The organism is Brevundimonas sp. 01N35, from assembly GCF_056399785.1.
The window spans coordinates 204124-228461 of record NZ_JBFTRZ010000004.1 but is presented as its reverse complement, the minus strand read 5'-3'; the positions used below and the strand labels follow the sequence as shown (position 1 = coordinate 228461).

The window sequence follows — 24338 nt, the reverse complement described above, 5'->3', positions numbered from 1 at the left end:
CTTGGCGGACACTCGCCCTACCCCGTGAACCCGTCCTTGGCGGCGCGCCGCGCGGCGAAGTCGGCGGCGTTCGCGGCGCGAAGGAAGGGGTTGAAGCGGCGCTCCAGACCGACGCGGGTCGGCACGGTCGGTTGGCCGCGTTCGCGGGCGGCGAAGATCGCCTCGGCGTGGGTCTGCATTTCCGGCCGGTCGTCCAGGCTGAGGGCGAAGCGGGCGTTGGCGGCGGTGTATTCGTGAGCGCAATAGAGGGTCGTCGATTCGGGCCAGGCCGCGATGCGGTTCAGACTGTCCCACATCTGGTCCGGCGTCCCTTCGAACAGCCGGCCGCAGCCGAGGGCGAACAGGGTGTCGCCGACGAAGGCCAGATCATCCTCGACCGACCGATAGACCACATGGTCCAGGGTATGGCCGGGCGTGACCATGACCTCCAACGCCGTCTGGCCCAGCATCACCACGTCGCCGTCGACCACGACGCGGTCCAGAGGCGCGGCGCGACGGACTTCCTCCGGTCCCACGATCTCGCAGCCGGTCTCGGCCTTCAGCCGTTCGTTGCCGCCCGTGTGGTCGGGGTGCCAGTGGGTGTTGAGGATCAGGTCCAGCCGGCCCCAGCCCGAGGCCGCCAGATCGGCGAGGATGGCCTCGGCGTCGGGCGTGTCCACAGTGGCGACCAGACCGGTCGCCTCGTCCCGAATCAGGAAGCCGTAATTGTCCGACAGACAGGAAAATTGGCGCACGGTCAGGGTCATGGACGCATCCTAGCAGCGGGGGCGGTCAACGGACTATAGTGCGTCCATGCGGCGCAGCATCGACGATCTTCGCACCTTCTACGGCGAGCCGACCGGCGCGCTGGTGCGGCGCATGCTGGCGCGGCGGCTGGACGACGCCTGGGGCGAGGCGACGGGCTGCGACGTTCTGGGCCTGGGCTACGCCACGCCCTGGCTGGGCGGCTTCGTCGGCGCGCGGCGGGTGATCGCCGCCATGCCGGGGGCGCAGGGGGCCGAGCAATGGGCGGCGGCGGGGCGAAACCGCACCCTGCTGGTGGATGAGAAACGCCTGCCCTTCGCCGCCGGCGCCTTCGACCGCATCCTGCTGGTCCATGCGCTGGAGGAGGCCGACGATCCCCTGGCCCTGCTGACCGAGGCGGTGCGGGCCCTGGCCCCCGCCGGACGGATCATTCTGGCCACGGCGGCGCGCGGGGGCCTCTGGGCGCGGGCGGAAACCACCCCCTTCGGCCATGGACGGCCCTTTACGCGCGGTCAGCTGGAGCGGCTGGTGCGCGAGGTCGGGCTGGAGCCCGCCGCCTGGTCGCAAGCCCTCTATGTCCCGCCGTGGCGCCTCCTTCTTCCCATGGCTGAGGGGTTCGAGCAGGTCGGAAGTCGGGTCTTCCCCGGCGCGGCGGGCCTGATCATGCTGGAGGCCACGCGTCAGGCCTATGCCCGGGTGCGGCCGCAGGGACTGGCCCAGGCGGTGCTGGCCGCGCGGCCGTCGCTGACGCCGTCGCCGGCTTCGCGCGACCACGGACCGCCCGCCCATGCGGCCCAAACCGCCCACGCCGCTATGGGCGCCGCGCCCAAACGGCCTTAAGGCGGGCCCCATGCAGCGACTGATCCTGATGCGCCACGCCAAGGCCGAGAAGACCGCCCCCGGCGGCGACATCGACCGCCCCCTGTCCAAGCATGGCCGCGACGACGCCTTGGCCATGGGCCGCGCCCTGGCGGAACGCGGTCTGCGCCCCGACACGGCCCTGGTGTCCAGCGCGCGTCGCACCCACGAAACCTGGGATGCGGTCAGCGAAGCCATGGGCGACGTCGAGGTGCATCTGCTTCCCTCCCTCTACAACGCCTCCACCGCAACGCTGCGCCGCGCGGTCGAGGCCGCCGAGGACGAGGCCGGCTGCCTGCTGCTGGTGGCGCACAATCCGGGGGTGCATCAGCTGGCTGTCGAATATCTGATCGAGAGCGCGGCCTCGCCCAGCGTGCTGGACAAGATGAGCGGCGGCTTCCCCACCGGGGCGGCGGCCGTCTTCGCCGTCGATGTCGCCGGACGCCCTTCCTATGAGGGTTGGCTGACCCCGCACGACGTCGAAAAATGACCGACGACCTGCCGACCACGGCCTTCAAGATCCTGAGCCGCGCCGATTGGCGCGCCGCCCTGGCCGAGGGCGGCTATGACGGTTCACCCGTCGACCATGCTGACGGCTATATCCACCTGTCCGCCGCCGACCAGTTGGCCGGCACCGCCGCCAAGCATTATGCGGGCCAGGACGAGTTGATGCTGGTCGAGGTCGACCTGACGGCCCTGGGCAACGCCCTCGTCTGGGAACCGTCGCGCGGCGGGGCGTTGTTCCCCCACATCTACGGCCCCCTGCCCGTCGCGGCGACGCGGGGCGTGCGCGCCCTGTTGGTGACGGACGCGGGCGAGATGATCCTGAGCGAGACCCCATGAGCCTGACCGACCTCGGCGCCATCGCCCTGCGCCAGCTGGACCCCGAGACCGCGCACCGGTTGGCGATCCGCGCCCTTCAGGTCACGCCGCTTCCGACGCCGGGCGCCGACGATCCGATCCTGCGCACCCGTGTGGCCGGTCTGGACATGCCCAATCCCGTCGGTTTGGCGGCGGGCCTCGACAAGAACGGCGAGGCGCTGGAAGGCCTGTCGCGGCTCGGCTTCGGCGCGGTGGAATGCGGCTCGGTCACGCCGCGCGCTCAAGCCGGAAATCCCAAGCCGCGCCTGTTCCGCCTGGCGGAGGACCGGGCCGTCATCAACCGGATGGGCTTCAACAACGAGGGGCTGGAGCCCTTCGCCGTCCGGCTGGCGCGTCGCCCAAAACGCGCCGTCGTCGGCGCCAACCTGGGGGCCAACAAGGACACCGAGGACAAGGCAGCTGACTATGTCGCGGGTCTGCGTCGTCTGGCGGGCCTCGCGGACTATTTCACCATCAACATCTCCTCGCCCAATACGCCGGGCCTGCGGGCGCTTCAGGGCCGCGAGGCGCTGGACGACCTGCTGGGCCGCATCAACGAGGCCCGCCCCGGTGACGGCGCCCCGGTCTTCCTGAAGATCGCCCCCGACCTGATCGGCGAAGAAATCGGCATGATCGTCGAGGCGTCGCTGGCGCACGGCATCGACGCCCTGATCGTGTCCAACACCACGCTGGAACGGCCCGCCTCGCTGAGATCCGCCTTCGCGGGCGAGGCCGGCGGCCTATCGGGCGCGCCGCTGAAACCCTTCGCGCTGAAGGCGCTGCAGGCCGCCGCCGAAGCCGCCGCCGGGCGGCTGCCGCTGATCGCGGTGGGCGGCATCGAGAGCGGCGAGGACGCCTTCGCCCGCATCCGCGCCGGCGCCTCGGCGGTCCAGGTCTATTCGGCCCTCATCTATGAAGGCCCCGGCCTGATCGGACGGATCAAACGGGACCTCGCCGCGCGTCTGCGCGCCGAGGGCTTCGCCGCGCTTTCCGAAGCGGTCGGTTCGGGCCGTTGACGGAGCATTAGGGCAAACCGCGCCATCATCGTCTCGATAGGCGGACTCCCGCCTGCTCGGAAGGACGCATGACGCAAATCGCCGCCGACGCCCTGACCGTATGGGCGCCCGCCATTCGCCAGCGACGCAAGTCGATGCTGCAACGCCTCGTCATGGGCGCGGCGACGGCATTGGTGTTCAGCCCGGTGCTGGGCTGGGGGCTCAGCACGGCCTGGCTGGCGATCTATTTCCTGATCCAGTTCGCCGAAGCGGCGATCTTCGCCCCCGTGGTGGCGGGCAAGGTCACGGCCCCCGCTGGATGGCGGGGCCTGTGCGGCGACCTAGTGCTGATCCTCAACGCCGGCTTCCTGGGCGTTCTGGCGATCCCGCTGTGGCTGATCGGAGGCCCGATGGGCGGCGTGGCGGCCGCCATCCTCCTTTCGGCCGGAACGGTCAACTCGGTGGTCATGTCGGCCGGATCCATGCGGGTCTTCGCCTGCACCGTGCTGCCGCAACTGGCCTATCTCGCCCTCACACCGCTGTTCATGATTCAGTGGGGCGCGCCGCCGCATTTCGTCACCGCCGTCGCCATCGGCGTCCTGTCCTACACCGTCTTCTGCCTGAACACGCGCCAGCACATCTACCGCGTCGGCCTCGCCGAAAGCCGCGCGCGCCTGGACGCGGAGCGCAGGCGCGAAGAGGCGGAGACCGCCATGGCGGACCGCAGCGCCTTCCTGGCGGCTGTCGGCCACGACCTGCGCACGCCGATCAGCGCCATCCTGACGGGCGCCAACGAACTCGATATAGCCGCCAAGCCCGCCCTGGCCCGTCAACAGATCGCCCTGATCACCGACGCCGGCCTGATGATGAAGGCGATGCTGGACGATCTTCTGGATCACGCGCGGCTCGACGCCGGGCGGATGAATGTCGAGAGCCGCGATTTCGATCTGCGGCTGCTGCTGTCCCAGACGGCCCGCCTGTGGGCCGGACCGGCGCGCGCCAAGGGTCTGCGCCTGCGGATGGAGGGCGCTCGCCTCCTGCCCCGCATGGTGCGCGGCGACGCCATGCGGCTGCGTCAGGTGCTGAACAATCTGATCTCCAACGCGATGAAATTCACCGAGGCGGGTTCGATCACGCTCGACCTTCAGGCCTGGCCGGACGAACACGGCGCCCATGTACTGCTGATCAGCGTCGCCGACACCGGCCCCGGCATGAGCGCCGCCCAACTGGCCCGCCTGTTCACGCCCTTCGACCAGACGACGGACGGCGTCGCCGCCCTGTACGGCGGGTCGGGCCTGGGGCTGGCGATCAGCCGCGACCTGATCCAGCTGATGGGCGGACGGCTGACAGTGCGCAGCGCGCCCGGCGAAGGCGCCGTCTTCACCGTTTCCCTGGTCCTGCCGCGCGGCTCGGCCGCCGATATTCAAACCGTCCTGACGCCCCAAGCGCGAGGCCTAGTCGCCAAACCCCTGCCCCGAACGAGATCAGTCGCGCCTTCGCCTCCGGCTGCGGCAGAGCCGGAACCGCTCGCGGCCGTCGAGCCTCCCGCCGAAGTCGAAGAGGCCGCCCAGCCGGACGACGGACGCCCGCTGCGGGTGCTGGTGGTGGACGACCACGCCATCAACCGACGCGCCATCCAGTTGATCCTCCAGTCGCTGGACTGCGAAATCACTATGGCCGAAGACGGGATGGCCGCGCTTCAGGCCTGCGAGGGCGCGCCCTTCGACGTCATCTTCATGGACGTGCGGATGCCCGAACTGGATGGCCGCGAGACCACGCGCCGCCTGCGCGCCGCCGGCGGGATCAACGCAGCGACGCCGGTCATCGCCGTCACCGCCGACACCGCGCCCGAGGACATCGCCGCCTGCACCGCCGCCGGGATGAACTATTTCGTGTCCAAGCCCCTGACGCCGGGCGCCCTGCTTCAAGCCCTGTCTCAGGTCCTGGAAGAAGCCGCTGTCGCCCCCGAGAGCGCGGCGGCCTGACCTCCGCTTCTAGTTGACGGCTTCGCCGCGGATCTCGGCCAGAAGAGCCTCGCCAAAGTCGGGCTCGCGCAGACGGCATTCCCACACCGTCACGACCCGCCAGCCCGCCGCCGTCAGTTCCGCCTCCACGCGGGCGTCGCGGGCGCGATTTCTGTCGATCTTGGCGATCCAATAGTCCGCGTTGGTCTGGGGCTTTCGCGCGCCGCGCGGACAGTCGTGGCCGTGCCAGAAACAGCCGTGGACGAAGACGGCGAGCTTGCGCCCCTTCATCACCAGATCAGGCCGTCCGGGCAGGCCGCAGCCGCCCAGACGATAGCCGATCCCGGCGGCGCGCAGCATCCGCCGGACCTTCAGTTCGGGCGCGGTGTCGCGCCCCTTCACCCGACGCATGACCGCGCTGCGTTTTTCCGGGGTGAAGACGTCGGTCGTCATGGTTCAACCCATGACGGCCGGGATCACAGCTGGGCCAGCAGGTGTTCGGCCGTGGACACCTTGAACTCGCCGCCCTGTTCGATGTTCAGTTGGTCGACCACGCCGTCCTTCACCAGCATGGAGTAGCGCTGCGAACGCTCGCCCATGCCGAAGCCCTTGGCGTCCAGCGTCAGGCCGACGCTGCGGGTGAAGTCGCCGTTGCCGTCGGCCAGCATGACGATGTCGTCCGCGCCGTTGAGGCCATGGTCCTTGGCCCAGGCGCCCATGACGAAGGCGTCGTTGACAGACAGGCAGGCGACCGTGTCGACGCCCTTGGCCGCCAGGTCGGCGCGGTTGTCCGCGTAGCCCGGCAGGTGGCGGGCCGAGCAGGTCGGGGTGAAGGCGCCCGGCACGGCGAACAGGGCCACGGTCTTGCCCGCGAACAGTTCGCTGGTGGTGACCGGCTTGGGGCCGTCGGCGGTCATGGTGGTCAGGGTCGCGTCGGGGATGCGGTCGCCGATCTGGATAGTCATGCGGGGTCTCCGGGGCTGAAAGGCCCGGGGAATCCGGGCGGCGTTCAGATGCTCAGATAGAGAGGCTAACCGGGATCGCCAAGGCGGCTTCGTTCCATGTGCGCCTTGCGTCGGGGCCGCCGGACCCCGATGATAGAGGAATGACCGCCTTTTCCTCCCTGACCGGGCGTCTTCTGGTAGCCATGCCGGGCATCGACGACGACCGTTTCCGCCACGCCGTCATCCTGATCTGCGCCCACGACGACGAGCACGCCATGGGTCTGCGGCTGGACCAGCCGGCGCCGGGCGTCTCCCTGTCCGACGTGCTTCATAAGCTGGACACGCCGAACGCCGACGCCATGAAGGACCGCTCCGTGCTGATCGGCGGGCCGGTGGAACGCGAGCGCGGCTTCGTCCTGCACACCGACGACTGGACCAGCGAGGAGGACGTCACCCTGACCTTCGGCGACGGCCTGGCCATGACCGGCACGCGCGACGCCCTGAGCGCCATGACCGACGCCGAGGACGGACCGCGCCAGTCGATCCTGCTGCTGGGCTACGCCGGCTGGGGCGAAGGTCAGTTGGAGGAAGAGCTCAGCGAGAACGTCTGGCTGACCGCCGACGCCGATTCCGACCTGATCTTCGACGGCGACTATCAGACCAAGTGGAGCCGTGTCCTGGCGGGTCTCGGCGTCGACGCCGCCCGTTTGTCCGCTCAGAGCGGCCGCGCCTGACGGCCGGCCGCAGACGCTAGGCCGAGCGCGCCTTGATCGGCGCCGTGCCGTCGGCCAGCGACTCGTTCAGATAGACCTCGGCCTCCTGGGCCGGCAGGGCGGGCGCATAGCCGAAACCCTGACCGTAGTGGCAACTGGCGTCCAACAGCAACCGCGCCAGCCCGGCGTTCTCCACCCCTTCGGCGACGACCTCGAGCGACAGGTCGCGGCCCAGGTTGACGACGGACTTGACGATCTTGGCCGACCCCTCGTCCTTGTCCATCGTCAGAACGAAGTAGCGGTCGATCTTGAGTGTGTCGAACGGCAGGCGGGCCAGATAGGACAGTGACGAGAACCCGGTGCCGAAATCGTCCAGCGCCAGACTGGCCCCGACCTCGCGCAGCCGGGTCAGGACCTCGGCGGCGTGCGCGGTGTCGCGCATGATGTCGCCCTCGGTGACCTCCAGCTTCAACGCGCCGCGCGGCAGCCCGGCCTCCTGGATGATGCGCGCCACGTCCTCGACCAGGTGCGGCCGCTCGATCTCGCCGACCGACAGGTTGACGCTGCAGAACAGCTTGCCCGCGCTGGGGTGGCGCTGCAGCCATTCCGCCAGTTGACGCGACGCCTGGGTCATCATCAGCAGACCCAGTTCGTTCATCAGGCCCATTTCATCGGCCAGGGTGAGAAACTCGTCCGGCGGCACCAGGCCGCGCCGGGGGTGACGCCAGCGCACCAGGGCCTCGAACCCGGCGACGGCCCCGGTGTTGAGGTTGACGATGGGCTGGTAGAAGGGCTCGACCTCACCGCGCACGAAGGCGTTGCGCAGATCCGCTTCCAGCGCCAGCCGCGACAGGCTGTCTGACTCCAGCGCCCGGCCATAGGCGGCCGCTCCGCCGCGCCCGGCCGTCTTGGCCTGCTCGACGGCCAATTCGACCCGGCGCAGAAGTTCGGCCGGATCGGCCGCGTCCGGCCCGCCCTCGGCGGCGACGGCGCCGATGGAGACGGTCGGATAGATGTCGAAGCCGGCGACGCGCAGCGGTTGCTCCAACGCCTCGCGAACCCGGTCGCTGGCGCTCGTGCCCCCGCGACGGGTCAGGACGGCGAATTCGTCCTCGCCGATACGGGCGGGCGAACTGTCCTGGGCGAAAGCGCCCGACAGCCGCGACCCCAGGGCCGACAGCACCAGATCGGCGCGCTCATGGCCCAGGGCCTCGTTCAGACGGCGCAGACGGTCGACGTCGGCCACCACCAGTTCATAGTCGCCCGGCACGGCCAGGGTCTCAGCGGCCCGAACCAGGAAGGTGCGCCGATCCAGCAGGCCGGTCAGCGTATCCCGATCCGCCCCGGCGAACTTGGTTTCCAGGGCGACGACGCCCGCCGCGCGCAGGCCTTCCTCCAGCCAGACGCCTCGCCACAGGCAGGTCTCGCAGCCGCGCATGCGCAGGCGCACGGCGATTTCGGTCCCCTCGGCCTGGGGCTTGAGCAGGCGGTCGGCCAGGGCGCGGTCCTGCGGCATGGTCAGGGCGGTGAAGGCCGCACCCGAACACTCGGGGGCCAGGGGTCCCAGGCCCAGGGACCGGGTCGCGCCGGTAAAGCGAATTTGGTCTTCGGACGGCGTCCAGATCCACAGGGCGGCGTCAGCGGCGGCCAGCGCCTCGATCGCCGTCGTCGGGTCCCAGGTCAGCGCTCTGGATCGTGTGCTCAAAGCGATTCCCGAATCGAAGGACTGGACGCGACCGGGTCAGGGACGAACTCGTCCCGAATAACGCCGAACAACAGATGATCTGCCCATGCGCCGTTAATTTTCAAATAAGCTTTCGCCAGTCCCTCGTCCCGGAAGCCCGCCTTTTCCAGCACCCGGCGCGAGGCCTGATTGGACGGCACGCACGCCGCCTCGACCCGGTGCAGCCCCAGGGGCCCGAAGGCGAAGCTCAAAATCGCCCGCGCCGCCGCCGTGGCGATCCCCCGGCCCGCATAGGGTTGGCCGATCCAGTAGCCCAGCGTCCCGGTCTCGGCCACGCCGCGCCGGATGTTGGACAGGGTGATCGCCCCCATCAACGTCTCTTCTGCGGGGTCGAAAATGAACAGCGGCCAGGCCGTGCCCAGTTCCATCTCACGGGCATAGACCCCCAAACGGCGACGAAACGCCGCCCGGGTCAGATCGTCCTCGGCCCAGGCGGGCTCCCACGGCTGGAGATAGTCGCGCGAGCCGTCGCGCAGATCGGCCCATTCGGCATGGTCGGCGGGACGCGGCGGGCGCAGCAAGACCCCCTGTCCGTTCAGGACCGGTCCGGTCGCTTCCGCCATCCAGTCGAACAGGGCCATCGCGGCAGATTAGCGAGAAGCGCCGCCGACGCCAGCCACGACTTAACTGGCCTTCAGTCGCGTGGCGAAGGCCGATCCCGCCGCCGCTGCTGCCTTGGGTCCCAGTACCGCCGTCGCCGCCAGACCCGCGCCCGCCAGCGCCCGGCCGACCTGACGCAGATCGTCGCCGGTCTGGGCCAGGATGCGGGCGGCGCTGTCCTCGGACGAGACCGGCGCGCCGAAGATCAGGGTCTGGGCGGCGTTGCGGCCCGCGCGGCTGGCGGGGCTTTCGTCGGCCATCCACAGCGTCGCATTCAGCACGGCCTTGGCGCGCGACAGCTCGGCGTCGCTCGGGCCCTTTTCGGCCAGGTCCAGAAGTTCGGCGGCGCAGACCTCGGCCAGTTCCACCGCGCGGTCAGCGGCGGCCCCGGCGTAGATGCCCAGCACCCCAGCGTCCTCATAGGCTTCCTGATAGGCGTCGATGGCGTAGGCCAGGCCCCGATCCTCGCGCGCGCTCTGGAACAGACGCGAGGCCATGCCGCCGCCGAGAATTTCGGTGAACAGACGCAGCGTCGGCAATCGCGGGTCCAGCGCCCCCATCGTCGGCAGTTGGAAGACCAGGTTGGCCTGTTCGATCTTTCGAGTCAGCCTGGCCTCGCCGCCGACGAAGGCGGCGGGCGCCAGGGGGGCGAGCGGGGTCGCCGCCTCCTGGCCGAACCAGCGCTCGGCCAGGGCCAGCAGTTCGCCCTCCTCGACCGCGCCCGAGACCGCCACCACCATGCGGTCGGGCGAATAGAGCCGGGCGCGCCACTGGGCCACGGCGGCGCGGTCGGCGGGGGCCAGGCTGGCGACGGTGCCGAGGATGGGGCGTCCGAGCGACTGTCCGGCGTAGGCCCGCGTCTGGGCCATTTCGAAGACGTGGTCGTCGGGTGTGTCGAAGGCCTCGGCGATCTCCTGAGCCACCACGTCCTTCTCACGGACGATCTCGGCGGGGTCGAGCGTGGGGCGGAAGACGAGGTCGGATACGATCTGCATGGCCAGCGGCAGCGAGCCGTGCAGGGCGCGAATTTCGAAACTGGTGCGCTCATAGCCGGTGGCGGCGTTGATCGAGCCGCCTTCGGCCTCGATCCGCTCGACGATGTCGCGCGCGCCCATGTCGCCGGCGCCCTTGAACACCAGATGCTCCAGCAGATGCGACCAGCCGGAGCGCGCCTCGTCCTCCATCCGCGCGCCGCCGCGCACGGCGACGGTCAGGGCGAAGGTGCGAAGGCCGGGCATGGGGTCGCAGACGACGCGGACGCCGTTGGACAGGGTGTGGAGGCGAGCGGTCAGGATTCTGTGTCCTTGCGGGTCATGCGGCGGCGCAGCAGCACCCCGTAGAAGGCGATCAGGGCGGCGGCGAGACCGAACCAGGTCAGGGCGTAGCCGAGGTGGTTGTTCGAGAAGGCGGCGGGGGGCGCCGAGGGCTGGAGCGCCTGCCAGCCGGGGTTGGTCGAGGTCGTGGCGAAGACGGTGAAGGGCGACACCGGCCCCTCGACCTTCAGCGAGCGGGCCATGGCCTCGGCGTCGCGGCCGTAGAAGCGGCCCTGGGCGGGCGGCGGGGTCAGGGCGCTGGGCGCAGGGGCGCGACGCAGGACGCCGGTGATCACGACCGGCATCGTGTCGTCGGCGTTCACCGGGGGCCGGGCCGAGACCTCTGCGGAGACGAAGCCGCGATCCACCAGCAGGGTCGGGCCGCCTTCAACCGGACAGGCGGAGACCAGACGCACGCCGGCGTCGCTGTTCTCGATCGACTGAAGCTCGACAAAGGACGCCGCCGACAGGCCGCGACAGCTCAGGATGACGCGGCGGAACTCGGGGTTCTCGACCTTCAGCGCCTCGGCCAGCGGCAGGGGCGGCAGATCGGCGGCGGCCTCGGCCCCAGCGATCAGGCCCTCCTTCCACTGCATCCGCTGCACCTGCCAGACGCCGAGCGTCAGCAGGACGCCCAACAGAAGAACAGCGAGGACGGTCAGGACGACGGGGAAACGGGGACGAACGGCAGCAGTCATTTCGGGTCTCGGGTTCGCAGCATCTGAAGCGCCGTCATCAAGCCCTTGCCGGGCCGCATCAGGCCCAGAGCGAGGGCCGCGACCAGCGGCAGCCAGACGATCAGGTGCAGCCATATGGGGGGATGCCAGGCGATCTCCACCGCCAGGGCCGAGAAACCGACGATGAAGCCGGCGATCTGCATGATGAAGGTGGCGGCGCCGTCCCCGGTCTCGACCGAGGCGAGGTCATAGCCGCAGTTCTCGCAGATGGGCCGAACCCTCAGAAAGCCCTGGAACAGACGCCCGTGCCCGCAGTTGGGGCAGCGGCCGAGCAGGCCAGCGCGGATTGCCCGACCGCCAAGCAAATCGGCGCGGGACTGTTCGTCCCGCGCCGCTTGAAGTGCAGTTCCTGGTTCGCTCAACTTCACCCGAAGGTGACGTAGACGAAGGCGAACAGGAAGAGCCAGACCACGTCCACGAAGTGCCAGTACCAGGCGGCCGCCTCGAAGCCGAAATGCTTCTGCGGGGTCATCTGCCCAGCCTGCAGACGCAGCAGGCAGACGGCCAGGAAGATGGTGCCGATGGCGACGTGGAAACCGTGGAAGCCCGTGGTCAGGAAGAAGATCGAACCATAGAGCTTCGAATGGGCGGCCGCTTCGCTGAAGAAGAAGTGCTCGTGCAGGATGTGGTGATACTCGTAAGCCTGAACGCCAGTGAACAGCACGCCCAGCAGGACGGTGATCAGCAGGCCGATCTTGGCGGCCTTGCGGTCGCCGACCTGCAGCGCGTGGTGCGCCCAGGTCACGGTCGTGCCCGACAGCAGCAGGATGACCGTGTTCAGCAGCGGCAGGCCCCACGGGTCCAGCAGCTCGACGCCCTTGGGCGGCCAGGTCTTCCAGGCGGCGGCGGTGTCCATCCAGTTGCCGATTTCCGGCGTCAGGGCGCGCGATTCATTGAAGATCGCCATGTCGAAGAACATCCAGAAGAAGGCGACGAAGAACATCACTTCCGAAGCGATGAACAGCACCATCCCGTAGCGCAGCCCGATCGAGACGACCGGGGTGTGGTCGCCCTTGCGGCTTTCCTTGATCACGTCCGACCACCAGCCGAACATGGCGTAGAGGACGCCGGCCAGACCGGCGAAGAAAACGTATTTCGTCCCGGCTTCCAGGCCGAACAGGCCCTTCATCCAGATGACCGCGCCGACGAACATGACCACGGCGGCCATGGACGAGATCAGCGGCCACGGGCTCGGGTCCACAAGGTGGTAGTCGTGATGCGGTTTTGCGTGCGCGTCGGCCATTCCAGGGTCTCTGAATTAAGGCGAGAGATCGTTATGACAGGGGCTATAGCGCCCGCTATCCGGCTTTGCCAGTAGCGGATTGGCCGGAAGCGGCCTGCTCGAAGCCCTTGGTGGGGAAGAAGGTGTAGCTGAGGGTGATTTCGCGCACCCCCTTGGACTCGGAATCCGTCGCCATCTCGGGCGCGACGAAATACTGGACCGGGAAGGCCTTGGTCTCGCCGGGCGCGATTTCCTGGCCCTCGAAGCAGAAGCACTGCAGCTTCTGGAAATAGGGACCGGCGCGTTCGGGCACGACGTTGTAGGCGGCCGTCGCGTGGATCGGCCGATCCGAGGTGTTGGTCACGTCGAAATAGGCCATGCCGGTCTCACCGATTCGCACCCGCTGGCTGACCTGCTCGGCCTTGAAGGTCATCGGCAGATCGCGGACATTGGTGTCGAAGCGGATCAGGACCGTCTGGTCCAGAACTTGGGTCGGCGCCGCCTCGGCCTTTTTCACCGTGCCGTCGAAGCCCGTCACCTGGCAGAAAAGGCGATACAGAGGCACGGCGGCGAAGGCCGCGCCCGTCATCCCCATGACCACGGCGGCGCAGATCAGGGCGACGAGGTTCTTGCGGTCCTTCACTGCGCAGGCTCCGCGACCGCCGCCTCCGGGGCGGGCGGAACGGGGGCCGGCAGGGCGGGATCGACGCGATCCAGCGCCGCCGCCGCTGCGGCCTCGACCGCCTTGCGGGCCTCGGTGTTGCGCTGAAGGTTCACGACCGTGACGATGAAAACCAGGACGATGAAGCCGACTAGGCCTAGGGCGATGGCCACGTTGCGGCGCTTGCGCGCGCGCACTTGATCGTCGGTCAGCTTGATAAATTCAGGACGGGTCACGCGGTCAGGCTCCCAAGCCTGGCAACTGCTCGACCAGCAAGGCCGAGAACAGCGCCATCAGATACAGGATGGAGAAGGCGAACAGATTGCGGGCCGGTTTGGCCTCGGCGCGGACGTCATACAATGCGGCCTCTCGCCCCACAGCCTCGGCCTTGTCCGGCTGGTCGCCGGCGCGCGAACGCCACAGGCGGACCGCCAGGGCCAGGAAGAACAGGCCGCCGGCCACCGACACCGCCAGATAGACCACGCCGCCCAGGCCGAGGAAGGCCGGGGCGATGGCCACGGGCACGAAGATCAGGGTGTAGATCAGGATCTGCAGACGGGTCGACTTGGCGCCGCGCGCCACCGGCATCATGGGGATGCCCGCCTTGGCGTAATCGCCCGCCGAATAGAGGGCCAGCGCCCAGCTGTGCGGCGGGGTCCACAGGAAGATGATCAGGAAGAGCAGCCAGGCCTGCCACGGCGCCTGGCCCGTCACCGCCGCCCAGCCGATGACCGGCGGCAAGGCCCCGGCGGCGCCGCCGATGACGATGTTCTGGGGCGTCCGGCGCTTGAGCAGCAAGGTGTAGAAGCCGGCGTAATAGACGATGGTCAGGGCCAGCAGGCCGCCGGCCAGCCAGTTGGTCGTCATGCCCAGCAGCATGACCGAGAAGATCGACAGGATGACGCCGAACGCCATCGCGTCATTCTTCCGAACGCGGCCTGCAGCAACCGGACGGCCGCGCGTGCGCCGCATCAGGGCGTCGGTCTCGCCTTCCAGCGCCATGTTCAGGGCGCCGGCGGCCCCTGCCCCCACGGCGATGCACAGGACGGCGATGGCGGCCAGAAGCAAGTTGGGACGGCCCGGCGCGACCACCAGGCCGGTCACGGCGGTGAAGACCACCAGCGACATGACGCGCGGCTTCAGCAGCTGGAAGAAGTCTTCCGGCTGGGAGGTCGTGACGAGAGGAGCTTGACGGTCGGTCATGGTCATTAAAAGCCAAAGGCCGCCCTTCCGGTTACGAAAGGGCGGCCTCTCAAGGGTTATCCGGTTCGGATCAGTGGTTGTCCGCCTTGACCACCGGCAGTTCGTTGAACTGGTGGTGCGGCGGGGGCGACGAGAGAGTCCACTCCAGCGTGGTGGCGCCTTCGCCCCACGGATTGGCTTCGCCCTTGCGGCGACGGATCGCAGCTTCGGCCAGCATCACCAGGAAGACGCCGACGCCGACGATGGTGATCAGGTAGCCGATCGACGAGACCTGGTTCCAGTAGGTGAAAGCTTCCGGATAGTCGATGTAACGACGCGGCATGCCCTGCAGACCCAGGAAGTGCTGCGGGAAGAAGACCAGGTTCACGCCGACGAACATGATCCAGAAGTGGGTCGCGCCGAGGAACTCGTTGTACTTCACGCCGAACATCTTCTCGAACCAGTAGTAGAAGCCCGCGAAGATCGAGAAGATCGCGCCCAGCGACAGCACGTAGTGGAAGTGCGCCACGACGTAATAGGTGTCGTGCAGGCTGTAGTCGATGCCGGCGTTCGACAGGACGACGCCGGTCACGCCGCCGAGGGTGAACAGGAAGATGAAGCCCATCGCCCACAGCATCGGCGTCTTGAAGCTGATGGAGCCGCCCCACATGGTGGCGATCCAGCTGAAGATCTTCACGCCCGTCGGCACGGCGATGATCATCGTCGCGGCCACGAAATAGGCGCGCAGGTTGATGCTCATGCCCACGGTGTACATGTGGTGCGCCCACACGATGAAGCCAATGAAGCCGATGGCGACCATGGCGTAGGCCATGGCGAGGTAGCCGAAGATCGGCTTCTTCGAGAAGGTCGAGACGATGTGCGAGATGATGCCGAAGCCCGGCAGGATCATGATGTAGACTTCGGGGTGACCGAAGAACCAGAACAGGTGCTGGTACATCACCGGGTCGCCGCCGCCCGACGGGTCGAAGAAGCTGGTGCCGAAGTTGCGGTCGGTCAGCAGCATGGTGATGGCGCCCGCCAGAACCGGCAGCGACAGCAGCAGCAGGAAGGCCGTGATCAGCACGCCCCAGGCGAACAGCGGCATACGGTGCAGGGTCATGCCCGGCGCACGCATATTGAAGATGGTGGTGATGAAGTTGATCGCGCCCAGGATCGACGAGGCGCCGGCGATGTGCAGCGAGAAGATCGCCAGGTCGAACGACGGCCCCGCGTGACCGATGGTGGAGAGCGGCGGATAAGCCGTCCAGCCGCCGCCGAAGCCCTTGCCCGGGCCGCCGTCGACGAACATCGAGATGCACAGCAGGATGAAGCCCGCGAACAGCAGCCAGAACGAGACGTTGTTCATGCGCGGGAAAGCCATGTCCGGCGCCCCGATCATGATCGGCGTGAAGTAGTTGGCGAAGCCGCCCATGGTCGCCGGCATGACGACGAAGAAGACCATGATCAGGGCGTGGGCCGTGACCGTGACGTTATAGCCGTGCTTGGAGGCTTCGATCAGACCCAGTTGCTGGATGATCGTGCCTTCCTTGAACAGCTGGATGCCCGGCTCGGCCAGTTCCCAACGGATCAGGCCCGACAGGGCGCCGCCGATCAGGCCGGTGAAGATGGCGAACATCAGGTACAGAAGACCGATGTCCTTGTGGTTGGTCGACAGGAACCAGCGGGTGAAGAAACCCGGCTTGTGATCGTGATGATCGTCGTGTGCTGCGGCAGCGGTGGCCATGATCGTGGGCTCTCGCGTCTCTATTACTGGGCGGCCGGCGCGACGGGCGCGGCAGCAGGGGCCGCGGGAGCGGCGGCGGTCGGGGCGGCGGCGGCCGGAGCGGCAACGGCGGCCGGTGCAGCCGCAGCGGCGGCGGCAGCAGCTTCGTCAGCCTTCTTCGTCATGGACCCGCCCTTGGAGGCGACCCAGGCGGCGAATTCGGCCTCGGAGACGACGTTGATCTGCATCGGCATGAAGGCGTGGTCGACGCCGCACAGCTCGGAGCACTGGCCATAATAGATGCCGGTCTTCTCGGCGTTGAACCAGGTCTCGTTGACGCGGCCCGGAACGGCGTCGGTCTTCAGACCAAAGGCCGGCAGTCCGACGGAGTGGATCACGTCAGAGGCGGTGACGAGAAGGCGCACGGTCTTGCCGACCGGCACGACCATCGGCTCGTCGGCGGCCAGGCGGTACAGGTGCGGCGGCGCCTTGTCCTCGGGCGTCATGTTCGAAATGTACTCGGCCACGCCCTGGTCGGGATATTCGTAGGCCCAGTTCCACTGGTTGCCGGTGACCTTAACCGTCAGGTCCGGATCCGGCATGTCGTGATAGGCGAACAGCAGACGGAACGAGAACAGCGAGATGCCGACCAGGATCAGCACCGGCACCACGGTCCAGATGATTTCGACGACCGTGTTGTGGCTCCACTTGGCCGGAACCGGGTTCGAACGCTTGTTGTAGCGGATGGCGATCCAGATCAGCAGCGCCAGCACCAGGACGGTGATGGCGGTGATGACGGGCATCAGAACCCAGTCATGGAAGAAGATTGCTTCGTGCTTCAGCGGCGCTGCAGCGGGTTGCAGGCCGATACCGCCCGGGGTCGGTTGACCCAGCAGATCCTGCGCCCACGCCGGCGCAGCGACGAAGGCGGCAAGAGCGGTCGCGGCGACACCGCCTCCGATCCGCGCCATGGCTCGCGTGCCCATCCCCATTCGAGTCCTCATAAACCGTTTCGCAGCCGATGCTTGCGAGCAATTCGCAAACACCACCGGGTTCGTGCGGAACCTCGGCGTTTCAGGGCCGGTCCATATCGGCTCGGCTTGCGCTTGCCAAGCGATCAAGACGCGCAACACGACGCAGGAGAGGAAAGAACGGCGGATTAATTCGCTGTCATGTACCGACAGCTACCTTGCACCACACGATACCTTGCGATACCCATTCGTCATCACCGAAGGGAACGCCATGCCCGAATCCATCGACATCCAACTGAAGAAAGGCGTGCTGGGATTGTGCGTGCTGGCCCTGCTGGCCCGCTCCGACAGCTACGCCTACGAGATCGCCAGCCGCCTGTCCGACGCCATCGGCATGGGGGAAGGCACCATCTATCCGCTGATGCGGCGGATGCAGTCCGACGGCCTGGTCGAGACCTACATGGTCGAATCGTCCAGCGGGCCGTCACGCAAATACTATCGACTGACGACCGCCGGTCGCGCTGCCCTGGAAGGCCAGACCGCCGAATGGCGGGCCTTCGCCCAGGCGGTCGACGCCCTGGTGGCGGACACCGCGCCGCACGACGAAACCATAGCGGCGGGCGCGCCGGTCGAACCGGCCGCCCTGACCGACCAATCCGCAGACGCTCAACGGGGAGCTGAACAATGAACCGCGCCGAATTCCTGGCCCGCCTGCAACGCGGACTGGTCGGCTTGCCGACGACGACGGCGGCCGAGATCATCAACGACTATGAAAGCCACTTCGCCGACGGCGCCGCCGCCGGCCGCACCGAGGCGCAGGTCGCCGAGGCCCTGGGCGACCCTGATCGTCTGGCCCGCGAACTGAAGGCCGAGGCCAGCGCCAAGCGCTGGGGGCAGGAACAGACCGCCTCCTCCGCCGCCGGGGCCGTCTTCGGCATCCTCGGCCTGGGCGCCATCGACATTCTGATCCTGCTGCCCATCGCCCTGCCGGTGTTCGGCACGGTGCTGTCGATCCTGGTCGCCGGCATCGCGGTCTTCATAATCGGCGGCTTCGTCCTGGTGGCCGGGCCGTTCATCGGCGCGCCGGGCGGCGCCCTGGCGGCGGCCCTGCTGGGCGTCGGCCTGATGGGGCTGGGCATCTTCATGGGCGGCCTGATGGCCCTGCTGACCAAATGGCTGATCGACGCCACGGTCTGGTACGCCCGCCTGCACTACCGCGTGGTCAAACCCGCGCTCGAACCTCAAGCCTGAACCAGGGAGACAAAGACATGATCCGCAATCTGCTCATCATCTCCGGCGCGGGCCTGATCCTGGCCGTCGTCGGCATCGGCGGCTCGTTCGCCGTCGGGGGCCGCGATCTGGCCCGGCACGACTGGACCTGGGAGGTTACCGACAACGACGGCAACGACGGCTTCAAGATCGAGCGCGGCGCCGTCTCGCCGGAGGTCACCCGCACCCTCGCCTGGACCGGCGACCAGCGGCTGGCCATCGATCTGACCGCCAACATCACATACGACCAGCAGGCTGGCGAACCCGGCGTCACCATAATTGGCCCCAAGACCGTCGTGGACCGCGTCCGGTTCGCCAACGGCCGCCTGACGATGGAGGGCGCCCCCAGGGGCGACCACGGCTACATCCGCTGGACCCGTACCGGCATCCAGGGGTGGAGCGAGACCGACGCGCTGAAGGTCGTCATCAAGGCGCCCTCGGTGAAGGCCTTTGACCTGTCGGGCCACACCCAACTGAACATCCGCGGCTACGACCAGCCGACGCTGGATCTGACCCTGACCGGCGCCTCTGACGTCAAGGCCCAGGGCAGGGCCGAGGCCGTGACCCTGGACATCTCGGGGGCCGGCAGCGCCGCACTGGAAGAACTGTTCGTCACCGACGCCAAACTGCGCGTCAGCGGCAGCGGCGACGCCGAAGTCGGCCCGACCGGCAAGGCCGAGATCGACGTCTCGGGCAGCGGCTCGGTCCGCCTGACCCGTCGCCCGGCCCAACTGCGTCAGGACATCAGCGGCTCGGGCGACGTCACCCAGGATTGATCGCCTTCTACCGATGGCGACCGTTCGGCCCCTTTCGCACCGTGAGAGGGGCCGTTTGGCGTCTGGAGCCCGTGACGTGGGCCAGTCGAGCGCCTATCTAGCCTGCATGACCGCAGTCGCCTCCCCCTCCCCCATTCTCGACGCTTCCGGCGTGGCCCCCGACGAGGCCCTGTCCATCCTGCAGACGGCGCTGGCCGGCGCGGACGACGGCGAGCTCTTCCTCGAAAAGACCGAGAGCGAATCCCTGGTCTTCGACGACGGACGCCTGAAGGGGGCCTCCTATGACGCGGTCGAGGGTTTCGGCCTGCGCGTGGTGGCGGGCGAGACCGCCGGCTACGCCCACGCCAACGAGATTTCCGCCGCCGCCATCCGTCGCGCCGCCGACAGCGCCTCGCTGGCCAAGCGCGGCTACGCCGGCAGCGCCGCCGAGGCCCCGCGCGCCACCAATCAGAAACTCTATGACGAGGTCGATCCCCTCGCCTCGCCCGGCTTCTCGGACAAGATCGAGCTGCTGTCGGAAATCGACGCCTGGGCCCGCGCCCGCGATCCGCGCGTGGTTCAGGTCTCGGCCTCCATCGTCGGAGAGCGCCGCGCGGTCGAGATCCTGCGCGCCGACGGCCGCCTGCTCAGTGACGTGCGGCCCCTGGTCCGCCTGAACGTCTCGGTCACGGTCGAGCGTGACGGCAAGCGCGAGAGCGCCTCGTCCGGGGCCGGCGGCCGTGCGGGCTTCGAGGCCTGGATCGCCCCCGACCGCTGGCAGGGCCAGATCGACGAGGCCCTGCGGCAGGCTCTGGTCAATCTGGACGCCATCGATTGCCCGGCGGGCGAGATGGACGTGGTCCTGGGCGCCGGCTGGCCCGGCGTCCTGCTGCATGAAGCCATCGGCCACGGCTTCGAGGGCGACTTCCACCGTAAGGGCTCGTCGGTCTTCAGCGGCAAGATGGGGCAACGTGTGGCCGCCCCCGGCGTGACCGTGGTGGACGACGGCTCCATCGCCGGACGTCGCGGCTCGCTGTCGTTCGACGACGAAGGCACCCCGACCTCGCGCACCGTCCTGATCGAGGACGGCATCATGGTCGGCCTGATGCACGACCGGCTGTCGGCGCGTCAGCTAAGCGCCCAGGCCACCGGCAACGGCCGCCGCCAGTCCTTCGCCCACATGCCCATGCCGCGCATGACCAACACCTTCATGGAGGCCGGCAAGGATTCGAAGGCCGACATGATCGCCTCGACCAAGCGCGGCCTTTACGCCGCCAATTTCGGCGGCGGCCAGGTGGACATCACCAACGGCAAGTTCGTCTTCCAGTGCACCGAGGCCTATCTGATCGAGGACGGCAAGATCACCGCCCCGGTGCGCGGCGCCACCCTGATCGGCGACGGAGCCACGGCCCTGACCCATATCCAGATGGTCGGCGACGACTTCGCCTTCGACCCCGGCGTCGGCACCTGCGGCAAGGCCGGTCAGGGCGTCCCTGTCGGCATAGGCCAGCCCAGCCTCAAGATCGGCGGCCTGACCGTGGGCGGCACAGCGGTTTAATCGTCCGCCGGTCCGTCGGCGTCCTCTGGAATATCCTGCTGAACTCCGGCCCGCCACGGCGGCCCCGAGACATCGAGCCCCTGGGCCTTGAGCCGGTCCAATATTCCGTTCGTCTCGGCCAGCAGATGAAGCGGCGCAACGGCCAGGGTGACGCCCGGCTGCCGTACGGCCTCGTCGATCGCCGCGTTCCAGCCCGAACGCAACCGCGCCTCAGGCCCCGCCGCGCCCCAGGGCCAACAGACGTTGATCGCCTTTTCCAAAGGCGAATTCAGCACAGCCTGAACGTCACGCCGCCGCCAGGCCTCGGCGCGCTGCGCAGCGCTTTCCGGCCCTGCCTCGGCCGCCGCTATGGTCGCCTCCATGCAGGGAACGTGGACCGAGGGCGGAGTGCTGATCAGCATTTCAATCATTTCATCGCCGTGCAGCACCCCGGTCGGTTCGACCTGTACGCGGCGCTTGCGGGCCGACGTCCGCACGACCTCGGCCGCCGCCCGGCTTCGCCGGACATATCCGGCGCGCTCCACCAGCAGTCGATCGGCGCTGACCGTCAGATTCATGCGCTTGTCGGCATCGCCTGCCAGCGCCGAAAACCTCGTCTGCATCTCGGCTGACAGATAATCGGCGCTGGTCTTGTCGTCCGCAAGCAGCATGGCCGATCGGGCCCTCCAGATCAGCCGGCCGATATCGGCGAAGGAAGCGCGTCTGGCCGGCGGGAACAGGACCCGGTCGGCGCCGTCCGCCGCTGCTTGCAGCGCTTCGGGCCGCCACTCCAGATCGCGCGGCAAGCCCTCGACCGCCCCGACCAGGATCAGAGCGTCGTCGCCGCGTCGCACATGCCAGATCGGCGCCTCGGCCCGCCGCGCGACCACGACGATCTCATCGACGGTCGTGGGGACGTCGGTCTGGGCCTGCGCCCCAGCCGCAAAGGCGAATATGGCGAACCCCAGCGCCCAAAACGCATCCCTGATACGCATGCGGTCCCCGCTCAATCCTACATCGCACATCGTTACGGCAAGGGTGCGCGCCCCGTCAAACCCGGCCTCAGCACTTCCACGATGGCCGCCGACGCTCGCGTCAGGCCGACCACAGGGGCTTTAGCCGCGCCGGTTCGTTCGCCCCTTCGGCCCTTCTACGCAGCAGAACGACGGGTCGGCTATAGAGGCTCAACGGTCGGTGAGCTTTGACATCCAGACCGGCTGGAACGCCGGCGGCGCGACCTGGAGCCGTAAGGTCTCGGCGGGCTCGGACCTCGCCCCGTTGCTGATTCTGCCTGCCAACCCGTCATGACCATTCTGCAATATACGACCAGCCATCCCTTCTTGCGTAACAACAATCATCCAAAATGAAATCTGACTAATCGGTAATGCTGTCCGATATTTAATCCACCTGTCCCGCTTGTAACTGGAGACACGACCCATGGGTCGTCAAACCTTTCGCCACGACCGAGGGAGAGGGACGACGCCATGACCAGGACCATTCTGCTGGCCACCACCGCCATGATCCTGGGCGCCGCCGCGCCCGCTCTGGCCGGCACGACGCCAGCGCGCCAGACGGCCGAGGCCCAGGATCAGGGCGTGCTGATCTTCACTCCGGACTTCTTCAAGGACGCCCGGCCCAATACGGCGCTGGACATGGTCAACCGCGTGCCGGGTTTCTCGGTCAACGACGGCGACGGCGCGCGGGGCTTTGAAGGCGCGGTCGGCAACATCCTGATCAACGGCGCCCGCCCGGCGTCCAAGAACGATACCGGCTCCAACGTCCTGGGGCGCACCGTGGCGACACAGGTCGAGCGAATCGAACTGGTTCGCGGGGGCGCTCCCGGCATCGACATGCAGGGCTATGCGGTCGTCGCCAACGTCATCCTGAAGACCACCTCGAGCCGCGAACACATTGTGAGCTGGAACGCCAACCTGTTCGAGGGCGGCAGGGATCTGTTCGGCGGAGCCTATCAGTTCACCGCCCGCGAGGGCGACCGCACCTGGGGCGTGACCCTGAACGACGGCATCGGCATGAGCGACTCCAACGGCGCCGGTCGGGTGCGGCGGGTCGACCCCGATGGGTCGGTCCTGCGCGACGAGGCCTATTTCAACGACAATTTCGGCGGCAGTAATTCGATCCGCGGCAACTATTCCAGCCCCCTCCTGGGCGGCAAGATCGATCTGACCGCGCGTTACGGCGTCAACGACTGGCACTCGATCAGCCGACAGACGGCCCACGAAGTGCGACGCGACAACCTCTTCGACAACGACAACACCAGCGGCGAGGTCGGCGTGGTCTACAGCCGTCCGCTGAACGAGAAACTGAAGCTCGAAACCCGCTTCATCCACGAATTTTCCGATTTCGACGGCGTGTCGACCTCGCGCACGCATCTGAACGGCGCGGACAGCCCCGAACAGCTGTTCAGTTCGAACGGAAACTCGTCGGAGACGATCCTGCGCGGCCTGATCCGTTATGAACGCTCGCCGGCGATGGATTTCGAGACCGGCGGCGAGATCGCCTACAACATGCTGGAAACGACCCAGGCCTATTCGGTCGGCGGCGTCGCCGTTCCCCTGCCCTCGGCCTCGGTCAAGGTCGAGGAGACGCGCGGCGAACTGTTCGGCAAGGCGACCTGGCGGATCAATCCCAAATGGACGCTGGAAAGCGGCCTGCGGCTGGAATCCTCGACCATCAGCCAGTCGGGCGACGCCTCCCAGGAAAAGAGCTTCTTCTTCGCCAAGCCCCGCCTGCTGGCGACCTGGACGCCCATGCCCAACAACCAGTTGCGTCTGCGTTTTGAACGTTCGGTCGGGCAACTGGACTTCAACGACTTCGCCGCCTCGGCCGAGTTCGCGGACGAAAACGTCAAGGGCGGCAACGTCAACCTGCAACCCGAGCAGCGCTGGATCAGCGAACTGAGCTACGAAAAACGCTTCTGGGGCGAAGGCATCGTCAGCCTCGGCCTGCGCCACGACGAGATCATCGACGTCATCGACATCATTCCGCTGGACGGCGGCCTGTCGGCGGTCGGCAACATCGGCGACGGCTCCCTCGATCAGCTGGCGCTGAACGTCACCGTTCCGACGACCAAGCTCGGCCTGTCCGGCGGCAAGTTCGGTTTCCGCAACACCTGGAACAGGACCGAGGTCACCGATCCGACCACGGGCGAGACCCGGCCCATCTCGAACGTGCGCGCCTCCCAGGCGACCCTCACCTTCCAGCAGGACATCACCTCGTGGAAGCTGCAATGGGGCGGGGCCTGGATCCCGCTGCTGGGCCAGAGGGGGTTCCAGCCGGATCAGGTCTCGGGCTGGCGCGGCCGCGACTATTACGAGCTGTGGGCCGAGTACAAGCCGACCCCGACCCTGTCGATCCGCAGCCAGGTCAACATCTGGGACGACTTCAACGTCGAACGCACGGTCTTCTCCGACCGCGAGACCCGGCCCGTCGCCTTCGTCGAGAACCGCTTCATCGATCCGCGCACCTTCTACCAAATCCGCCTGCGCAAGACCTTCTGAGGACAACCAGAACCCCCGACCCGTCGC

General features: G+C 68.0%; 26 protein-coding genes. 11 read left to right on the top strand and 15 right to left on the bottom strand.

Translation table 11 applies throughout. From position 1 onward, the window contains the following. Positions 1-17: 17 nt before the first annotated feature. Positions 18-746 carry a hydroxyacylglutathione hydrolase gene (gene gloB / locus AC1DJ5_RS06005; RefSeq protein WP_441454188.1) on the bottom strand — a complete coding sequence of 243 codons (729 nt, stop codon included), beginning with the start codon at positions 744-746 and terminating at the stop codon, positions 18-20. Between the two features lie 46 nt (positions 747-792). On the opposite strand from gloB, the gene AC1DJ5_RS06000 reads away from it, so the two are divergent. The 5 genes from AC1DJ5_RS06000 to AC1DJ5_RS05980 all read left to right on the top strand — a co-directional run bounded on the left by AC1DJ5_RS06000 (position 793) and on the right by AC1DJ5_RS05980 (position 5443). Next, positions 793-1584, top strand: coding sequence for a class I SAM-dependent methyltransferase (locus AC1DJ5_RS06000; RefSeq protein ID WP_441454189.1), 792 nt, complete (start codon positions 793-795; stop codon positions 1582-1584). A 10-nt stretch (positions 1585-1594) separates the two neighbouring features. Next, entirely contained in the window at positions 1595-2092 is a 498-nt protein-coding gene (locus tag AC1DJ5_RS05995) for a SixA phosphatase family protein (protein WP_441454190.1), read from the top strand. Further along, complete coding sequence (locus AC1DJ5_RS05990; RefSeq protein ID WP_477019993.1) at positions 2089-2445, top strand: DUF952 domain-containing protein; 357 nt, start codon at positions 2089-2091, stop codon at positions 2443-2445. The genes AC1DJ5_RS05995 and AC1DJ5_RS05990 overlap by 4 nt, the downstream gene beginning before the upstream one ends. Further along, complete coding sequence (locus tag AC1DJ5_RS05985) at positions 2442-3479, top strand: quinone-dependent dihydroorotate dehydrogenase (RefSeq protein WP_477019992.1); 1038 nt, start codon at positions 2442-2444, stop codon at positions 3477-3479. Before AC1DJ5_RS05990 ends, AC1DJ5_RS05985 begins: the two co-directional genes overlap by 4 nt. Before the next feature lie 68 nt (positions 3480-3547). Continuing rightward, the gene (locus tag AC1DJ5_RS05980) at positions 3548-5443 is read left to right on the top strand and encodes an ATP-binding protein (protein WP_477019991.1); all 1896 of its coding nucleotides are present in this window, start codon (positions 3548-3550) and stop codon (positions 5441-5443) included. Positions 5444-5452: 9 nt separating this feature from the next. On the opposite strand, the gene AC1DJ5_RS05975 is transcribed toward AC1DJ5_RS05980, so the two are convergent. After that, positions 5453-5875: a very short patch repair endonuclease gene (locus AC1DJ5_RS05975; RefSeq protein WP_441454194.1), complete on the bottom strand. Its 423-nt coding sequence runs from the start codon at positions 5873-5875 to the stop codon at positions 5453-5455. A 23-nt stretch (positions 5876-5898) separates the two neighbouring features. Further along, on the bottom strand, positions 5899-6387 hold the full coding sequence (locus AC1DJ5_RS05970) for a peroxiredoxin (RefSeq protein WP_441454195.1): 489 nt from the start codon (positions 6385-6387) through the stop codon (positions 5899-5901). Positions 6388-6527: 140 nt separating this feature from the next. Here AC1DJ5_RS05970 and AC1DJ5_RS05965 point away from each other — a divergent pair, with 140 nt between their 5' ends. Beyond that, positions 6528-7100 (top strand): YqgE/AlgH family protein, encoded by a 573-nt coding sequence (locus AC1DJ5_RS05965; protein ID WP_441454196.1) that lies wholly within the window; start codon positions 6528-6530, stop codon positions 7098-7100. A gap of 16 nt (positions 7101-7116) precedes the next feature. Here AC1DJ5_RS05965 and AC1DJ5_RS05960 read toward each other — a convergent pair whose 3' ends face one another. The 11 genes from AC1DJ5_RS05960 to coxB all read right to left on the bottom strand — a co-directional run bounded on the left by AC1DJ5_RS05960 (position 7117) and on the right by coxB (position 17253). After that, a complete protein-coding gene (locus AC1DJ5_RS05960) occupies positions 7117-8784 on the bottom strand; it encodes a putative bifunctional diguanylate cyclase/phosphodiesterase (protein ID WP_477019990.1) in 1668 nt (555 codons plus the stop codon). Further along, positions 8781-9404, bottom strand: a complete 624-nt coding sequence (locus tag AC1DJ5_RS05955; protein WP_441454198.1) for a GNAT family N-acetyltransferase — start codon at positions 9402-9404, stop codon at positions 8781-8783. Before AC1DJ5_RS05955 ends, AC1DJ5_RS05960 begins: the two co-directional genes overlap by 4 nt. 42 nt (positions 9405-9446) lie before the next feature. Beyond that, positions 9447-10661, bottom strand: coding sequence for a M16 family metallopeptidase (locus AC1DJ5_RS05950; RefSeq protein ID WP_477019989.1), 1215 nt, complete (start codon positions 10659-10661; stop codon positions 9447-9449). Positions 10662-10711: 50 nt separating this feature from the next. Further along, a complete protein-coding gene (locus AC1DJ5_RS05945; protein ID WP_477019988.1) occupies positions 10712-11434 on the bottom strand; it encodes an SURF1 family protein in 723 nt (240 codons plus the stop codon). Next, positions 11431-11778 (bottom strand): DUF983 domain-containing protein, encoded by a 348-nt coding sequence (locus AC1DJ5_RS05940; RefSeq protein ID WP_477019987.1) that lies wholly within the window; start codon positions 11776-11778, stop codon positions 11431-11433. Before AC1DJ5_RS05940 ends, AC1DJ5_RS05945 begins: the two co-directional genes overlap by 4 nt. Positions 11779-11837: 59 nt before the next feature. Beyond that, positions 11838-12716: a cytochrome c oxidase subunit 3 gene (locus AC1DJ5_RS05935; protein WP_441454202.1), complete on the bottom strand. Its 879-nt coding sequence runs from the start codon at positions 12714-12716 to the stop codon at positions 11838-11840. Positions 12717-12771: 55 nt separating this feature from the next. Then, positions 12772-13338, bottom strand: coding sequence for a cytochrome c oxidase assembly protein (locus AC1DJ5_RS05930; RefSeq protein ID WP_477019986.1), 567 nt, complete (start codon positions 13336-13338; stop codon positions 12772-12774). Next, the gene (locus AC1DJ5_RS05925) at positions 13335-13592 is read right to left on the bottom strand and encodes a hypothetical protein (RefSeq protein WP_477019985.1); all 258 of its coding nucleotides are present in this window, start codon (positions 13590-13592) and stop codon (positions 13335-13337) included. Before AC1DJ5_RS05925 ends, AC1DJ5_RS05930 begins: the two co-directional genes overlap by 4 nt. A 4-nt stretch (positions 13593-13596) precedes the next feature. Continuing rightward, entirely contained in the window at positions 13597-14565 is a 969-nt protein-coding gene (locus tag AC1DJ5_RS05920; protein ID WP_441454205.1) for a heme o synthase, read from the bottom strand. A 64-nt stretch (positions 14566-14629) separates the two neighbouring features. Then, positions 14630-16282 carry a cytochrome c oxidase subunit I gene (gene ctaD / locus AC1DJ5_RS05915; protein WP_477019984.1) on the bottom strand — a complete coding sequence of 551 codons (1653 nt, stop codon included), beginning with the start codon at positions 16280-16282 and terminating at the stop codon, positions 14630-14632. Between the two features lie 23 nt (positions 16283-16305). Next, positions 16306-17253, bottom strand: coding sequence for a cytochrome c oxidase subunit II (gene coxB, locus AC1DJ5_RS05910; RefSeq protein ID WP_441454207.1), 948 nt, complete (start codon positions 17251-17253; stop codon positions 16306-16308). A 250-nt stretch (positions 17254-17503) separates the two neighbouring features. Between coxB and AC1DJ5_RS05905 the strand changes: the two genes are divergently transcribed. From AC1DJ5_RS05905 to tldD, 4 genes are all read left to right on the top strand, one after another. Continuing rightward, positions 17504-17920: a PadR family transcriptional regulator gene (locus tag AC1DJ5_RS05905; protein ID WP_477019983.1), complete on the top strand. Its 417-nt coding sequence runs from the start codon at positions 17504-17506 to the stop codon at positions 17918-17920. Further along, on the top strand, positions 17917-18483 hold the full coding sequence (locus tag AC1DJ5_RS05900) for a DUF1700 domain-containing protein (protein WP_477019982.1): 567 nt from the start codon (positions 17917-17919) through the stop codon (positions 18481-18483). The genes AC1DJ5_RS05905 and AC1DJ5_RS05900 overlap by 4 nt, the downstream gene beginning before the upstream one ends. Before the next feature lie 17 nt (positions 18484-18500). Beyond that, positions 18501-19277 (top strand): GIN domain-containing protein, encoded by a 777-nt coding sequence (locus AC1DJ5_RS05895; protein WP_477019981.1) that lies wholly within the window; start codon positions 18501-18503, stop codon positions 19275-19277. 106 nt (positions 19278-19383) lie between these two features. Next, entirely contained in the window at positions 19384-20814 is a 1431-nt protein-coding gene (gene tldD, locus AC1DJ5_RS05890) for a metalloprotease TldD (RefSeq protein ID WP_441454433.1), read from the top strand. On the opposite strand, the gene AC1DJ5_RS05885 is transcribed toward tldD, so the two are convergent. Then, positions 20811-21788 (bottom strand): TraB/GumN family protein, encoded by a 978-nt coding sequence (locus AC1DJ5_RS05885; RefSeq protein WP_477019980.1) that lies wholly within the window; start codon positions 21786-21788, stop codon positions 20811-20813. The genes tldD and AC1DJ5_RS05885 overlap by 4 nt on opposite strands. A gap of 489 nt (positions 21789-22277) precedes the next feature. Here AC1DJ5_RS05885 and AC1DJ5_RS05880 point away from each other — a divergent pair, with 489 nt between their 5' ends. Continuing rightward, on the top strand, positions 22278-24311 hold the full coding sequence (locus AC1DJ5_RS05880; protein ID WP_477019979.1) for a TonB-dependent receptor plug domain-containing protein: 2034 nt from the start codon (positions 22278-22280) through the stop codon (positions 24309-24311). Positions 24312-24338 lie beyond the last annotated feature (27 nt).

Coding starts and splice junctions, on each gene's coding strand:
- gloB (WP_441454188.1), bottom strand. CDS start 746: ATGACCCTGACCGTGCGCCAATTTTCCTGTCTGTCGGACAATTACGGC.
- AC1DJ5_RS06000 (WP_441454189.1), top strand. CDS start 793: ATGCGGCGCAGCATCGACGATCTTCGCACCTTCTACGGCGAGCCGACC.
- AC1DJ5_RS05995 (WP_441454190.1), top strand. CDS start 1,595: ATGCAGCGACTGATCCTGATGCGCCACGCCAAGGCCGAGAAGACCGCC.
- AC1DJ5_RS05990 (WP_477019993.1), top strand. CDS start 2,089: ATGACCGACGACCTGCCGACCACGGCCTTCAAGATCCTGAGCCGCGCC.
- AC1DJ5_RS05985 (WP_477019992.1), top strand. CDS start 2,442: ATGAGCCTGACCGACCTCGGCGCCATCGCCCTGCGCCAGCTGGACCCC.
- AC1DJ5_RS05980 (WP_477019991.1), top strand. CDS start 3,548: ATGACGCAAATCGCCGCCGACGCCCTGACCGTATGGGCGCCCGCCATT.
- AC1DJ5_RS05975 (WP_441454194.1), bottom strand. CDS start 5,875: ATGACGACCGACGTCTTCACCCCGGAAAAACGCAGCGCGGTCATGCGT.
- AC1DJ5_RS05970 (WP_441454195.1), bottom strand. CDS start 6,387: ATGACTATCCAGATCGGCGACCGCATCCCCGACGCGACCCTGACCACC.
- AC1DJ5_RS05965 (WP_441454196.1), top strand. CDS start 6,528: ATGACCGCCTTTTCCTCCCTGACCGGGCGTCTTCTGGTAGCCATGCCG.
- AC1DJ5_RS05955 (WP_441454198.1), bottom strand. CDS start 9,404: ATGGCCCTGTTCGACTGGATGGCGGAAGCGACCGGACCGGTCCTGAAC.
- AC1DJ5_RS05950 (WP_477019989.1), bottom strand. CDS start 10,661: ATGCCCGGCCTTCGCACCTTCGCCCTGACCGTCGCCGTGCGCGGCGGC.
- AC1DJ5_RS05945 (WP_477019988.1), bottom strand. CDS start 11,434: ATGACTGCTGCCGTTCGTCCCCGTTTCCCCGTCGTCCTGACCGTCCTC.
- AC1DJ5_RS05935 (WP_441454202.1), bottom strand. CDS start 12,716: ATGGCCGACGCGCACGCAAAACCGCATCACGACTACCACCTTGTGGAC.
- AC1DJ5_RS05920 (WP_441454205.1), bottom strand. CDS start 14,565: ATGACCATGACCGACCGTCAAGCTCCTCTCGTCACGACCTCCCAGCCG.
- ctaD (WP_477019984.1), bottom strand. CDS start 16,282: ATGGCCACCGCTGCCGCAGCACACGACGATCATCACGATCACAAGCCG.
- coxB (WP_441454207.1), bottom strand. CDS start 17,253: ATGGGGATGGGCACGCGAGCCATGGCGCGGATCGGAGGCGGTGTCGCC.
- AC1DJ5_RS05905 (WP_477019983.1), top strand. CDS start 17,504: ATGCCCGAATCCATCGACATCCAACTGAAGAAAGGCGTGCTGGGATTG.
- AC1DJ5_RS05900 (WP_477019982.1), top strand. CDS start 17,917: ATGAACCGCGCCGAATTCCTGGCCCGCCTGCAACGCGGACTGGTCGGC.
- AC1DJ5_RS05895 (WP_477019981.1), top strand. CDS start 18,501: ATGATCCGCAATCTGCTCATCATCTCCGGCGCGGGCCTGATCCTGGCC.
- tldD (WP_441454433.1), top strand. CDS start 19,384: ATGACCGCAGTCGCCTCCCCCTCCCCCATTCTCGACGCTTCCGGCGTG.
- AC1DJ5_RS05885 (WP_477019980.1), bottom strand. CDS start 21,788: ATGCGTATCAGGGATGCGTTTTGGGCGCTGGGGTTCGCCATATTCGCC.
- AC1DJ5_RS05880 (WP_477019979.1), top strand. CDS start 22,278: ATGACCAGGACCATTCTGCTGGCCACCACCGCCATGATCCTGGGCGCC.